We start from the raw sequence: 13,094 nt of genomic DNA, 5'->3' as shown, positions 1-13,094 counted from the left end.
TAATGATTTCGTTGCAAAACTATGTCCAAAGAATGGCTGGTAGCCTACGTGAAACGGATCAAAAACTACGCGGAGGGGATTTATGGGAGGAATTTGGGCCGATTGAAATCGGAAGCAATAATTGCTTTAATTTGTAGCCAGATTTTAGTCATTAATACTACCTGGCGATGTCAGTAAAAGGACCTATTATTTCCATAGAGGACGATGCCGACGACCAGTTCTTAATCAAAAGCGTCGTTGAGGAGCTTGACATACCCAACGAGCTATTGTTTTTCAATAACGGTCTGGAAGCGCTGCTGTACCTGGAAACGACCCAGCAGCAGCCATTCGTGATCATCTGCGACATCAATATGCCGGTCATGAATGGGCTGGAATTGCGCGAACGAATCGATCAGAACGAATATCTGCGAAGGAAGGCTATCCCGTTCGTGTTCCTGAGCACTGCAGATAATCCGCTGGTGATCGAAACAGCGTACGACTCCACAATCCAGGGCTTTTTCAAAAAAGAAAACAGTTTCGAAGACCTCAAAAAGAGGATCAGGGTCATATACGACTATTGGTCATACTGCCTCCATCCAAATCAATACCATTAATGCCGGCTTTCAAGCCGGAGCCCCAGCCAGTTCGCGCGGGAGACAAGCAGAGAACAAGCCATGAAAAAAGTTCTGATCATCGACGACGAAGAAAAACTAAGGGGCCTCATGGCCCGGGTGGTAAAGCTGGAAGGTTTCGACGTGATCGAGGCAGGTGACGTCAAAACAGCCTGGAAAAAGCTGGATCAATCGGAGCCGGACGTCGTGCTTTGCGATGTAAAGCTGCCCGACGGCAATGGCGTGGAGTTCCTGAAATTGTTGAAAGAAAAATACCCTTCCCCGGAAGTGATCCTGCTCACTGCCTACGGCAATATTCCGGACGGTGTACAGGCCATCAAAAACGGCGCATTCGACTACATTACCAAAGGTGACGACAACAACAAGATCATCCCGCTTTTGTATAAGGCCATGGAAAAGGCCGAACTCAACCGCCGGGTTATCAGCCTGGAAAAGCAGCTCGGGGAAAGACATTCTTTTGATGCTATCATAGGTAAGTCCAAAAGATTGCAGGCCAGCATCGATCTCGCGAGACGTGTAGCGCCCACAGACACCACAGTTCTGTTGCTGGGTGAAACCGGGACCGGTAAAGAAGTATTCGCTCAATCCATTCACCAGGCCAGTAACCGGGCTAAGAAATCATTTGTGGCGATTAACTGCTCGGCATTTGGAAAAGACCTGCTCGAAAGCGAGATGTTCGGACACAAGGCGGGTGCATTCACCGGTGCGGTGCGCGACAAGAAAGGGCTTTTTGAAGAAGCCAGCAATGGTACGATTTTCCTGGACGAGATCGGTGAGCTGGCACCGGAGTTGCAGGCCAAACTGCTGCGGGTGCTGGAATCCGGTGAGTTTATCAAGATCGGCGAGACGCACGCTACCAAGGTAAATGTGCGTGTGATCGCCGCCACGCACCGGGACCTGCCCAAGCTGATCGAGACCGGCGAGTTTAGAAGCGACCTGTTTTACCGGTTATCGGTATTCCAGATCACATTGCCGTCTTTACGTGAACGCACTTCGGACATTGAAGCGCTGGCAGGCAGTTTTGCTGCCCAGTTTGCATTGAAAACCAACAAAAAAATCAGCACGCTGTCGCCGGATTTCGTGGCAGCGTTGGAAAAAAATCCCTGGAACGGGAACATCCGGGAGCTGAAAAATGTCATCGAACGGAGTGTGATCCTCACCGATGGGCCTGTGCTCGATGTAGAGAGCCTACCTTTCGAAATGCAGCACCCCAGGCAGGAGAGTGGCAAAAATATGTCGGCATTCTCGCTCGCCAGCGCCGAAAAATTGCATTTGCAAAAGGTTTTAAATTACACCAACGGAAATAAGGCCGAAGCCGCCAGACTGCTGGAAATCGGCGTCGCTACGTTGTACCGCAAAGTCGACGAGTACAAGCTCTAAACACCTTATCTCTATCAACCGGAATTCCATTGTGATAAACGGGCCTATCATTTTGATAGGCTTTTTTTGTGCCCATTTGGAATGTAAATGCTTAATTAATTGCTGTACAGTCTATTGTGCAAGAATGTGGCGCCGGGGCACAATGATGGCAATAGTGCTGGCATGTCAAACAATATTATCACTCTGATCATGACAACGATCCTTCTTCTGGGAGCCGGAGCACTGAGCTTCGCTCTTTTTTACAAAACTGTTCACTACTTCGAAAAGATCTGAAATCATGCTTCCGCTATTCATCGTCTCGATACTGGTCTTCGTGTACATGTGCTATGTGCTCGTAAAGCCCGAAAAATTTTAAAACACCCAAATCAATGAACACTGAATTATTTGGCATTATCGCGTTATTCGTCGCTACGGTCGCATTGGCGGTACCGTTCGGCCAATACATTGCGAAAGTATACGGAGGAGAAAAAACACCCCTGGACCCGCTTTTCAACCCTTTGGAAAAAGGGTTTTTCCGTTTGAGCGGGATCAGGCCAAACGTTGAAATGAACTGGAAACAGCATTTGTCCGCATTACTGACGATCAATATGGTCTGGTTTTTCTTCGGCATGTTCGTCCTGATGAACCAGAGCTGGCTACCACTCAATCCCGACGGCAACCCCTCGCAATCGGCTGAACTCGCCTTCAACACGACCATTTCATTTGTTGTGAACTGTAACCTGCAGCATTACTCGGGCGAAAGCGGAGTAAGCTACCTGGGCCAGTTGTTTTTGATGTTCCTGCAATTCGTAAGTGCCGGAACGGGCATGGCAGCTGCTGCGGTCGTGATCATTGCATTGAAGGAGAGAACTACCGACAAGCTCGGTAACTTCTACGATCTGATGGTAAAATCCTGCACGCGGATCCTGCTGCCCGTATCGTTTGTGATCGCGATCATTTTGCTTGCAAACGGCACACCCATGACTTTTGATGGCAAGGATACCATGATATCCCTGCAGGGCGACACAGTCCAGGTTTCCACGGGTCCGGTAGCTGCATTCGTGCCGATCAAACACGTCGGTACCAACGGAGGCGGTTTTTTCGGGGCTAACTCGGCGCACCCGCTCGAAAACCCCAACTATGCAACCAACATGACTGAAATGTTCGCGCAGATGATCATTCCGCTGGCCATGATTTTCGCATTAGGGTATTATGTCAAACGTAAGCGGCTTTCGTGGATGATCTTCGGGGTAATGACGCTCGGCTTCCTGCTATTGACGGTCCCTACCGTTGTCACTGAACTGAACGGTAACCCAAAGATCGCACGGATGGGCGTTGATATGTCTTCCGGTGCGATGGAAGGTAAGGAGACCAGGTTTGGAACCACGGCCTCGGCATACTGGAGTATAGCCACTACCGTCATCTCCACGGGTTCCGTTAACTCCATGCACGACAGCTTTATGCCGGTGTCCGGGTTGACGCAAATGCTGTCCATGATGACCAATGCATTTTACGGCGGTGCTGGCGCGGGTATTCTCAATTTTTACATATTCATCATTCTGGCCGTCTTTATCAGCGGTCTGATGGTGGGCCGTACGCCGGAATTTATGGGTAAAAAAATAGAGGCACGGGAAATGAAGATTGCGATGATCGTCGCGCTGCTTCACCCGCTGCTGATCCTGGCGGCCACGGCATTAGGCGTATCCATGCCCGAGCTGACCGCCGGCACACTGAACAATCCCGGTTTCCACGGGTTAAGCGAAATGCTCTATGAATATACCTCTTCCGCCGCCAATAACGGCAGTGGTTTCGAGGGATTGGGTGACAACACGCCCTGGTGGAACATCAGTTGCGGCATTGTGCTGATTCTCTCCCGATTTATCCCGATCATCGGTCCGGTAGCCATTGCAGGCATTCTGGCATCCAAAAAACATGTTCCGGAGAGCGCGGGTACACTACAAACCGACACGGGCACATTTGGTATCATGGTTTTTGCCGTGATCGCGATCATCACTGCGTTATCCTTCTTCCCTGCATTGACCCTCGGGCCGATCGCCGAATATTTTTCAATGCAATAATTAACTGAAATCAGAAATGAAAACTCAAAATACATCCCTCTTTCAGGGGGATCTCGTACGGGAGGCGCTGGCGCAAGCCTTTGTGAAGCTGAATCCGAGAATTATGTTCCGTAATCCTGTGATGTTCACAGTCTGGATCGGTACGCTCGTGATGCTGATCGTGAATGTGTGGATCATGAGTGGCGAAAAAACGCAAGGCAGCTTGTTGTACAACCTGATCGTCTTTTCGGTCCTTTTCCTGACGCTCGTTTTTGCCAATTTTGCCGAAGCTATCGCCGAAGCACGGGGTAAAGCCCAGGCCAACAGTTTGCGGAAAACGCGTGAGGAAACGCCCGCGAAGTGGATACAGACAATAGGTGAAATGTATGTCAACGAGATTAAAATAGTCCCATCATCGCAGCTGCGGAAAGGCCATATTTTTCTTTGTGAAACCGGCGATATTATCCCTACCGACGGTGAAATCATCGAAGGCCTCGCGACGATCGACGAAAGTGCCATTACCGGTGAATCGGCTCCGGTGATCCGGGAGGCGGGCGGCGATAAAAGTAGCGTAACCGGTGGTACCAAAGTGCTTTCCGACCGCATTAAGGTCAAAGTGACCACCGAGCCGGGCGAAAGTTTCCTGGATAAGATGATTGCTTTGGTAGAAGGCGCCAGCCGTCAGAAAACGCCCAACGAAATTGCATTGACAATTCTTCTGGCAGGCTTTACATTGGTTTTTGTCATCGTATGCATCACCCTGAAGCCATTCGGTGATTTTGCAAATACACCCATTACGATCGCCGCATTCATTTCGCTCTTCGTCTGTCTGATCCCGACGACGATCGGCGGGTTGCTCTCCGCGATCGGTATTGCCGGTATGGACCGTGCATTGCGTGCCAATGTGATCACCAAAAGCGGTAAGGCGGTGGAAACGGCGGGCGATATCGACACCCTGTTGCTGGATAAAACAGGTACCATCACCATCGGGAATAGAAAAGCGACCAATTTCTGGCCGGCTAAAGGCGTGGATAAAAGTTACTTCATTACCGCGGCCGCCTTAAGCTCTGTGGCCGACGAAACGCCGGAAGGTAAGTCGATCATCGAACTCGCCGACATTCATCCGGACCAATTGCGGGTCGAGAATCCTACATTCATTGAATTTACTGCCGAAACCCGCAGCTCGGGTGTCGACTACCTGGATACCCGCATTCGAAAAGGCGCGTCGGATGCGATCCGCAGGCTCAGTGAAAAAGCCGGTAATGCGTTTCCCGAGGACATTGCCAATAAGGTGAGGGACATATCCAGCAACGGCGGTACGCCGCTGGTCGTGGCCGAAAATGAGAAGGTAATCGGTGTGATCGAGTTGCAGGACATTATCAAGCCGGGTATTCAGGAACGTTTCGAAAGACTGCGTAAAATGGGTGTGAAAACGGTGATGGTAACCGGAGATAATCCACTGACTGCTAAATATATTGCGGAAAAGGCCGGGGTAGATGATTACATTGCCGAAGCCAGGCCCGAAGATAAAATGAACTACATTAAAGCCGAGCAGCAGAAAGGCAAGCTCGTGGCGATGATGGGTGATGGTACCAATGATGCACCCGCCCTCGCACAGGCAGATGTAGGCGTGGCGATGAACAGCGGTACGCAAGCTGCCAAGGAGGCCGGCAACATGGTCGATCTGGATAACGATCCGACGAAGCTGATCGAAATTGTCGAAATCGGCAAGCAGCTGCTTATGACACGCGGTACGCTCACTACTTTCAGTATCGCCAACGACGTTGCTAAGTATTTTGCCATTGTGCCCGCTTTGTTCATCGCCTCCATTCCGGCGTTGCAAGGCCTGAACATCATGCGCTTGCACAGCCCCGAAAGCGCGATCCTGTCGGCTGTTATCTTTAATGCGGTGATTATCCCCTTATTGATTCCGCTGGCATTGAAAGGTGTAGCGTACAAACCCATCGGTGCGAGTGCATTGCTGAGGAGGAATCTGCTGATCTACGGATTGGGAGGTGTGCTGGTGCCATTCGTTGGGATCAAGGCGATTGATTTGGTTGTGAGTGTGTGGTTTTAAAGCTATTGCTCATAATGGCCATGGACGCTCAGCACGAATATCTCAACGGAAGTCAAGACTTTGTAAATCAGCCGATGCTCGTCGGAGGTTCTTCGGTTCCAATATCCTTTAAACTGATGTTTCAATCCCTCAGGCTTACCAAGTCCTTCAAAAGGGTGTTTATGAATGTCAGTAATGAGTTCGAATACCTTCCTGACCAGTTTCGGATCGGTCTTGGCCCAATGAGCAAGATCTTCAAATGCGCTAGGATCAATAATGGTGTTTTTCATCCCTTTTCAGCCAGGTGTTTGCTGAAAAGTTCAAAAGAGTCGCCGCTGAAAGTTACCACGTTACCTTTTTCGAAATTATTGATGGCTTCTTCAAGACGTTCGAAATACTCCTCACGGGTTTCTTTGCGGAGAATCCCTGCGGAAGCTTGGTCGGTAATGCTGATGGTGATCTCTGAATTCTCTTTACCACGAACCAATGCTTTGATTTTCTCTGTCAACTCATCAGTGAATTCAGAAGATTGAATTCTCAAAACAGCTTCCATAAGATTTTCTTTTTTCTCAAAAAATAAAAAAATTAAACCAACCATGAAACAACACATTCTTCCAGCGATCCGGTTGACAATCGTGACGCTGTTATTCTTCTCAGGCGTGTACACGCTGGTGATCCTGGGTATTGCCCAGGCGTTTCCGAACCATGGAAAAGGCGAGGTAATCGAACGGAACGGGAAACGTTATTATGCCAATATCGGGCAGTCGTTTACCGATGATAAGTACTTCAATTCCAGGCCTTCCGCGGTGGGTTATAATGCAGCCGGCAGCGGTGGCAGCAACAAGGGCCCTTCCAACGAAGAGTACCTGGGCGTGGTGAAAGCACGGATCGATACATTCCTGGTGCATAACCCGGATGTGAGGCCATCACAGGTTCCAGTAGAACTGGTAACCGCGAGTGGGAGCGGTCTGGACCCCGATATTTCTGCCAAGGCGGCACTGGTGCAGGTGGATCGAATTGCCCGGGTTCGTAACATTCCCGGCGACCGTCTGAAAAAGCTGGTAGCAGACCATATTCAGGGGCCATTACTCGGCATGTTCGGCCCGGAAAAGGTGAACGTGCTGAAACTGAACCTGGAGCTCGATCAGCTTCGATAATACCATCGACACCGCCCGCTTCCAGTGCCGTCGTAGCGGGCGGTGCCTTTTTCTTCCGCGCGGCTATGATTGAACAGATTGACCATTTTATGAAAACCGTATTACTGAGTGCCCTTGCCATTGCCTCCTTCACCCACGTTAATGCCCAGGATTCGACCGGCAATAATGTGTCTCCATTTCCTGAATAGCCGCGATGCGATTTTTAGCAGGAGGCAGTCGGATTTGTCGAAGGACAAAACTTACGTGACCACAGCACTGACTTTTGCATTGAATTGAGAAAGGTATCATACCTGACGGCCAATTGTTGGTGACAACACCAACAATGGCTGAATGGCTGAATAGCGCTGTTGGTGATAACACCAACAATGGCTGGCTGAATGGCGGAGATTACTGGTGACAACGCCGGCAACGGCCACTAACCCTACATTGCAATGTTTACCCAATTACAAATTATCAACCTGTTACGAAATGAACTTCCCCGCCTGGCGGGGGCGGATTGTGCGGAATTATCTTCGCGTACTTTCGTTTCTATCCATTCATCGATCCATTACCTGTCGGATTGTACTAAAAACACCATCGAGCAACGGCATTTCGAACCGGCTCGCCAATGCTTCGCGCTGGCGGAACGCATCTACCAGGAAGGCGACATGATGGTGAGGCTGCTGATCGAAAATGTGTTCGTCTATGCCACCGTCTGGACCAAAGGGCGGAACATCACCAGCCTACCGGGACACATCATTCCCGATATTTTATATAAAATACATTTGAAACAATTGAATGACAGCCATTGCTGACAACCATGAAAAAGGATCCTGATCCGATTGATATACACATCGCCGGAATAGACGATGAAAAATTTACCAGACTGATTACAGAAGAAATGGAACATTCCGCGCTGCTCAGGGGATCCGGAATTTCCAAAAGGACGCATGCGGGTATTGTACAGAAAATGCGGGAAGGCAACGCCGTGGCAGCGGTTACGAGAGGCGGAATATGGGTGGGCTTTTCTTATATCAACCCTAACCGGTAACCCCTGAAAAGCATGGAAGCCAGCAATGCGGAGCACTTTCTTGAATTGATTAAAAAATCGAGGAAAGGCAAATTCAAGATCTACATCGGAATGAGTGCGGGAGTCGGTAAGACGTACCGCATGTTGCAGGAGGCGCACGCGTTATTGCGTACCGGTATCGATGTAAAGATCGGTTATATCGAAACCCATCTCCGCAAGGAAACGCACGATCTGTTGGAAGGATTGCCGGTAATACCCAGGCGGAAGCTATTTTATAAAGGGAAGGAGCTGGAAGAACTGGATGTCCAGGCTGTGATCACCCTCCGCCCGGAAGTGGTGATCGTCGATGAGCTAGCACATTCCAATATCGAGGGCAGCAAGAATGCCAAACGCTGGCAGGACGTGCTGGATATTCTCGATGCCGGGATCAATGTGATTTCGGCCGTAAATATCCAGCACATCGAAAGCCTGAACCAGGAAGTACGCGAAATTACGGGTGTGGAAGTGGCAGAGCGTATTCCCGACAAAGTGCTGGGGATGGCTGATGAAGTCGTGAATATCGACCTTACCGCGGATGAGCTGATTAGCCGTTTGAAAGAAGGTAAGATTTATCGGGAGGAAAAGATCCAGGCCGCATTGCAGAACTTTTTCAAACCCCAACATATTCTGCAACTGCGTGAACTGGCCCTGAAAGAGGTGGCATCGCAGGTCGAACGGAAGGTAGAGAGTGAGATCCAGCCGGGTATGGCGCTGAAACACGAACGGTTTTTGGTATGCATCAGCAGTAATGAGAAGACGGCGCGTAAGGTCATCCGTAAAACCGCCCGGCTCGCCAATTACTACCATAGCAACTGGTTTTTGCTGTATGTACAAACGCCGGGCGAATCGGCGAGCAGGATCGGGCTGGCCAAGCAGCGGCATCTGATCAATAACTTCAAGCTGGCCACCGAGCTGGGAGGCAATGTGATCAAAATGGAGAACAGCAGCATTGCCAAAACGATCGTGGAAGTGGCCGAAAAGAATAAAATCACGACAATATGCATCGGAAAGCCGCATTTGAACCTCTTCAAAGTCATCCTGGCGACGAATGTGTTCAACGGACTTTTAAATAAAATGTCTTCTTCCGACATTGACCTCATAATACTTTCCTGAAATGAAAATCAAAACCAAATTACGGCTGGGCATCGGGCTGCTTTTCGCGATGATCACCGTGCTGGCAGTTGTCGGCATCCGGCAGGTCAGCCTGTTATCAGCCGATTCCCGCAATATCCTCGTGGCTAACCATAACTCTCTGGTATATTCCCGGCAGATGCTTAGAGCGCTCGACGAACTGGAAATTCACGCGGGGGCGCTCGACCAGTTCAAAAAGAACCTGGAAGCACAGCAAAAGAATGTTACCGAGATCGGAGAAAAAGAACTGACCGACCAGTTGACCCGTCATTTTGAAAGACTGGCGACAGACGTCCGGGATCAGCAGCTGATCGGCCAGATCCGCGGCGACGTGACCGAAATTATGAGCATCAACCTCGATGCGATCAGCCGCAAAAGCCACATCGCCAGTCAAACTGCCAAAAGTTCGATGGTCTGGATCGGGATCACAGGTACACTGTGTTTCATTATCGCGTTCACGTTGTTTGTCAACCTGCCGGGAAACATCGCAAACCCGATCCGGGAATTGACCGAGAGTATCCGGCAGATTGCGAACGAGAACTATACCGAGCGGGTGCACTTTGGCAGTGGGGACGAGTACGGGCAACTGGCGCAGTCGTTCAACACCATGGCCGAGAAGCTGGAAGAATACAATAGCAGTAACCTGGCCAAACTGATGATCGAGAAGAAACGGGTTGAAACGCTCATCGATAATATGCACGATCCGGTAATCGGGTTGGATGAGCATCGGACGATAATCTTCGCCAACGAAGAGGCCCGCAATGTCACGGGGCTCAAAGCGGGTGAAATGATCGGTCGGGATGCTGCGAAAGTGGCTTTACATAACGATCTGATCCGCTCACTGGTACGTGACATTTTTGAGCCGGATACAAAGGGGAATGGCGAGGCCGCACCGATGAAAATCTACGCCGACGGCAAGGAAAGCTATTTTGAAAAGGAATATGTTGACATTTCCATTGTCCCGACAGGCGAGTCGGCGAGCCGGTCGATCGGTCATGTCATCATTTTGCGGAATGTGACACCTTATAAAGAGCTTGATTTTGCCAAAACTAATTTCATTGCGAACGTGTCGCACGAACTGAAAACGCCCATTTCTTCCATTAAAATTACATTGGATCTCCTGCGTAACGAGCGGGTGGGTGAAACCAATGATGAACAGCGGGGCCTCCTCGACAGCATTCGGGAGGATGCCGACCGTTTGCTGAAAATTACCGGCGAGCTGCTGAACATTACTCAGGTGGAAAGCGGTAAGATCCAGTTGAATATTGCCGGATCCTCGCCTCAGGAGATATTGCATTATGCCGTCGCCGCCAATGAAACGCAGGCCGAAAGCCGGGATATCCGGTTGCTGGTCGATGAAAACGGGGTGAAAACCAGCGTCCTGGCAGATTCCGAAAAGACGGCCTGGGTGCTGACCAACCTCATTTCCAATGCAATCCGCTATTCCTACGACCATTCCAACATCCACATTGGTTTGGAAGAAGATCAGAATTTTGTGAAAATAGCTGTGAGGGATAACGGTCAGGGTATTTCGCAGGAGTATAAAGACAAAATTTTTGACCGGTACTTCCGTGTCCCCGGTTCAACCAAGGAAGGTACCGGACTGGGGCTTGCCATTAGTCGTGAATTCATTGAAGCCCAGGATGGTACACTCACAGTCGAGAGCGAGCTGGGTGCCGGAAGTATCTTTACAATCGGTTTGAAAAAGAATAGCTGATATCGGACATTGCGCGAAGGCAGTGCAGCAGTGTAGTATAGGAATACTTCGAAACTTATTCTGATTAAAGTAAAAGTATTGTAATCAGCGTTTTATGGCGTTTTCCTTTTGATTTTTAAGCAGGACCGGTCGTATATCGGATATGTGGCTTGTTGCACGGGATGCTTATCATCGGACACTAAATTCAAGTGTCACATTTTAATCCATCCCGAAAATTATGGTAAACCTGTCCAAGCCTTTTTTGCTCCCTCTTTACCGTTTGCTACCCCGGAACCGAAAGATTTTTATTGCGTTCTGGCTGCTTACATTGCTGCATCACGCGGCATTCTCGCAAAACCCGTTCAAGTTTAGTTATCAGGGTGTAGCACGCGACGGCAACGGCAAGCTTGTCGGTACCGCCACCGTCTCGGTCAGGGTGAAGATCCATGAAGACTCGCCCGGCGGTCCGATTGTTTATGAGCAAACCAACTCGCCCCAGACCAATGCAAGCGGTGTTTTCAACCTGGTGGTCGGTACCAATGCATTTCTGAACATCGACTAGGGATCCAAGGACTACTTCATGCAAACCGAGATCGATACCGATGGTGATGCGGATAGTTTCACGGACATGGGCACCACGCCACTGCTCAGTGTCCCTTATTCCCTCATCGCAAAGCAATGGATGAATAATTATCCCATTGTCCAGAAAGGTACCGTTGGGTCAGGGCCCAGCCTTTCCAATGTGCAGGCTGGGGCCAATTTGATCTGGTATCCCAGAAAGGGTGCATTCCGCGCCGGATCGCTGGACATGAATGGTGTTGCTTACTGGGATCATAATGGCATCGGCGTCAATTCATTTGCGACGGGTTTTAATACCAAGGCATCGGGGGAAGGTTCGATCGCGATGGGGAAATTTTCATTTGCATCCGGCCTCAATTCGGTGGCAATCGGATCCAATCTTTTTGCGAATAGCGAAGACGCGGTTGTCATTGGGCGTAGTGCTGTTGCCGACGGGAAAGGCGCTACTGCGATAGGCTATGAAGTCAAATCGCCCGGTGAACGTTCATTGGCTATGGGCTCGGATGGCGCTATGGCTTCCGGCCCTCACGCCGTATCGATCGGGGCGGGAACGGTTGCGCGAGCTTTTGGAAGCGTTGCTCTGGGCTCTTTTAATAACAATCAGGACCCGATCGGCCTGAATCCTTCGTTTGATCCGTTGAGCAGGTTTTTTCAGATTGGAAACGGGTTTAGTAACGAAAGCCGCTCTAATGCCATGACGGTTTTGAGGAATGGAAATGTTGGGATTGGCAATAATGCTATTAATCCGGAATTTATACTTGATGTCGGCAGCAGGATGAGATTGAAGCACAATCCGAATTTAACACCTGGAATATGGATGAACGATGACCAGAACAAACCAACGTTCTTTTGGGGAATAAGTTCTAACAAGACCATGGGAATGTACCACATCAATCACGGATGGGTCGCAACGATATCTGAGGATGGTTATCTGGAAGCAAAAAATGGTGTATATACCTACGAGCTCGTTGCCTACAAAAAAGCAGTAATAAAGGGTGACATCCACCTGGAAGGAAAGCTGATCAATACATCTGACCGTCGTTTGAAAATGAATATTACCCCGTTGTCCGGCAGTCTGGCGAAATTGTCGAGTCTTGATGGTTATCACTACCACTGGAAAAACAAAACCAAAGACCAAACCTTGCAAACCGGCGTGATCGCGCAGGAAGTGGAGGCAATCTTTCCGGAACTGGTTACCACAGACAAAGGCGGCCTGAAATCGGTGAACTACGTCGGGTTGATCCCGCATTTGATCGAAGCGGTGAAAGAGCTGAATGACAAGAATGAAGCAGTGGCTCGCCTCGAAAGGGAAATGGAGGCAATGAAGAAGATGATCGCCGGATTAAAAGATACAGGCGGCCATTCTGAAAATGCTGCCCGAGCAAGTAAGTAAGTTACAG

14 protein-coding genes are annotated in these 13,094 nt (G+C 49.6%); 12 read left to right on the top strand and 2 right to left on the bottom strand.

Going from position 1 to position 13,094, the window contains the following annotated elements:
• Positions 1 to 167 precede the first annotated feature (167 nt).
• From BP71_RS19450 to kdpB, 5 genes are all read left to right on the top strand, one after another.
• Positions 168 to 593, top strand: a complete 426-nt coding sequence (locus BP71_RS19450; RefSeq protein WP_496382228.1) for a response regulator — start codon at positions 168 to 170, stop codon at positions 591 to 593.
• A gap of 60 nt (positions 594 to 653) precedes the next feature.
• On the top strand, positions 654 to 1,991 hold the full coding sequence (locus BP71_RS19445) for a sigma-54-dependent transcriptional regulator (RefSeq protein ID WP_496382226.1): 1,338 nt from the start codon (positions 654 to 656) through the stop codon (positions 1,989 to 1,991).
• Positions 1,992 to 2,268: 277 nt separating this feature from the next.
• On the top strand, positions 2,269 to 2,346 hold the full coding sequence (locus BP71_RS19440) for a potassium-transporting ATPase subunit F (RefSeq protein WP_496383131.1): 78 nt from the start codon (positions 2,269 to 2,271) through the stop codon (positions 2,344 to 2,346).
• Between the two features lie 13 nt (positions 2,347 to 2,359).
• Positions 2,360 to 4,048 carry a potassium-transporting ATPase subunit KdpA gene (kdpA, locus tag BP71_RS19435; protein WP_496382224.1) on the top strand — a complete coding sequence of 563 codons (1,689 nt, stop codon included), beginning with the start codon at positions 2,360 to 2,362 and terminating at the stop codon, positions 4,046 to 4,048.
• A 16-nt stretch (positions 4,049 to 4,064) separates the two neighbouring features.
• A complete protein-coding gene (gene kdpB, locus BP71_RS19430; protein ID WP_496382222.1) occupies positions 4,065 to 6,104 on the top strand; it encodes a potassium-transporting ATPase subunit KdpB in 2,040 nt (679 codons plus the stop codon).
• A 2-nt stretch (positions 6,105 to 6,106) separates the two neighbouring features.
• Here kdpB and BP71_RS19425 read toward each other — a convergent pair whose 3' ends face one another.
• Together BP71_RS19425 and BP71_RS19420 are read right to left on the bottom strand one after the other, a co-directional pair.
• Complete coding sequence (locus tag BP71_RS19425; protein WP_496382220.1) at positions 6,107 to 6,373, bottom strand: Txe/YoeB family addiction module toxin; 267 nt, start codon at positions 6,371 to 6,373, stop codon at positions 6,107 to 6,109.
• Positions 6,370 to 6,681, bottom strand: coding sequence for a hypothetical protein (locus tag BP71_RS19420; protein WP_496382218.1), 312 nt, complete (start codon positions 6,679 to 6,681; stop codon positions 6,370 to 6,372). Before BP71_RS19420 ends, BP71_RS19425 begins: the two co-directional genes overlap by 4 nt.
• On the opposite strand from BP71_RS19420, the gene BP71_RS19415 reads away from it, so the two are divergent.
• From BP71_RS19415 to BP71_RS19385, 7 genes are all read left to right on the top strand, one after another.
• Complete coding sequence (locus BP71_RS19415) at positions 6,680 to 7,240, top strand: K(+)-transporting ATPase subunit C (RefSeq protein ID WP_496382216.1); 561 nt, start codon at positions 6,680 to 6,682, stop codon at positions 7,238 to 7,240. The two genes, BP71_RS19420 and BP71_RS19415, sit on opposite strands and share 2 nt — an antisense overlap.
• A 431-nt stretch (positions 7,241 to 7,671) precedes the next feature.
• Positions 7,672 to 8,034 carry a DUF7674 family protein gene (locus tag BP71_RS19410; RefSeq protein ID WP_496382214.1) on the top strand — a complete coding sequence of 121 codons (363 nt, stop codon included), beginning with the start codon at positions 7,672 to 7,674 and terminating at the stop codon, positions 8,032 to 8,034.
• A gap of 5 nt (positions 8,035 to 8,039) precedes the next feature.
• The gene (locus BP71_RS19405; protein WP_496382212.1) at positions 8,040 to 8,270 is read left to right on the top strand and encodes a hypothetical protein; all 231 of its coding nucleotides are present in this window, start codon (positions 8,040 to 8,042) and stop codon (positions 8,268 to 8,270) included.
• A 12-nt stretch (positions 8,271 to 8,282) separates the two neighbouring features.
• Positions 8,283 to 9,401 (top strand): sensor protein KdpD, encoded by a 1,119-nt coding sequence (locus BP71_RS19400; RefSeq protein WP_496382210.1) that lies wholly within the window; start codon positions 8,283 to 8,285, stop codon positions 9,399 to 9,401.
• Position 9,402: 1 nt separating this feature from the next.
• The gene (locus tag BP71_RS19395) at positions 9,403 to 11,136 is read left to right on the top strand and encodes a HAMP domain-containing sensor histidine kinase (protein ID WP_496382208.1); all 1,734 of its coding nucleotides are present in this window, start codon (positions 9,403 to 9,405) and stop codon (positions 11,134 to 11,136) included.
• Between the two features lie 217 nt (positions 11,137 to 11,353).
• On the top strand, positions 11,354 to 11,677 hold the full coding sequence (locus BP71_RS19390) for a DUF8740 domain-containing protein (RefSeq protein ID WP_496382206.1): 324 nt from the start codon (positions 11,354 to 11,356) through the stop codon (positions 11,675 to 11,677).
• Positions 11,678 to 11,695: 18 nt separating this feature from the next.
• Positions 11,696 to 13,087 carry a tail fiber domain-containing protein gene (locus BP71_RS19385; RefSeq protein ID WP_496382204.1) on the top strand — a complete coding sequence of 464 codons (1,392 nt, stop codon included), beginning with the start codon at positions 11,696 to 11,698 and terminating at the stop codon, positions 13,085 to 13,087.
• Positions 13,088 to 13,094: the final 7 nt, after the last annotated feature.

Source organism: Dyadobacter ginsengisoli DSM 21015 (assembly GCF_059568735.1).
The sequence above is the reverse complement of the archived record's forward strand: the minus strand, read 5'-3'. Positions and strand labels throughout refer to the sequence as shown.

What these genes read in the sequence shown, in the direction of transcription:
- BP71_RS19395 (WP_496382208.1), top strand. Translation starts at nt 9,403, where the DNA reads ATGAAAATCAAAACCAAATTACGGCTGGGCATCGGGCTGCTTTTCGCG.
- BP71_RS19385 (WP_496382204.1), top strand. Translation starts at nt 11,696, where the DNA reads ATGCAAACCGAGATCGATACCGATGGTGATGCGGATAGTTTCACGGAC.
- BP71_RS19415 (WP_496382216.1), top strand. Translation starts at nt 6,680, where the DNA reads ATGAAACAACACATTCTTCCAGCGATCCGGTTGACAATCGTGACGCTG.
- kdpA (WP_496382224.1), top strand. Translation starts at nt 2,360, where the DNA reads ATGAACACTGAATTATTTGGCATTATCGCGTTATTCGTCGCTACGGTC.
- BP71_RS19400 (WP_496382210.1), top strand. Translation starts at nt 8,283, where the DNA reads ATGGAAGCCAGCAATGCGGAGCACTTTCTTGAATTGATTAAAAAATCG.
- BP71_RS19445 (WP_496382226.1), top strand. Translation starts at nt 654, where the DNA reads ATGAAAAAAGTTCTGATCATCGACGACGAAGAAAAACTAAGGGGCCTC.
- kdpB (WP_496382222.1), top strand. Translation starts at nt 4,065, where the DNA reads ATGAAAACTCAAAATACATCCCTCTTTCAGGGGGATCTCGTACGGGAG.
- BP71_RS19450 (WP_496382228.1), top strand. Translation starts at nt 168, where the DNA reads ATGTCAGTAAAAGGACCTATTATTTCCATAGAGGACGATGCCGACGAC.
- BP71_RS19425 (WP_496382220.1), bottom strand. Translation starts at nt 6,373, where the DNA reads ATGAAAAACACCATTATTGATCCTAGCGCATTTGAAGATCTTGCTCAT.
- BP71_RS19405 (WP_496382212.1), top strand. Translation starts at nt 8,040, where the DNA reads ATGAAAAAGGATCCTGATCCGATTGATATACACATCGCCGGAATAGAC.
- BP71_RS19390 (WP_496382206.1), top strand. Translation starts at nt 11,354, where the DNA reads ATGGTAAACCTGTCCAAGCCTTTTTTGCTCCCTCTTTACCGTTTGCTA.
- BP71_RS19420 (WP_496382218.1), bottom strand. Translation starts at nt 6,681, where the DNA reads ATGGTTGGTTTAATTTTTTTATTTTTTGAGAAAAAAGAAAATCTTATG.
- BP71_RS19410 (WP_496382214.1), top strand. Translation starts at nt 7,672, where the DNA reads ATGTTTACCCAATTACAAATTATCAACCTGTTACGAAATGAACTTCCC.
- BP71_RS19440 (WP_496383131.1), top strand. Translation starts at nt 2,269, where the DNA reads ATGCTTCCGCTATTCATCGTCTCGATACTGGTCTTCGTGTACATGTGC.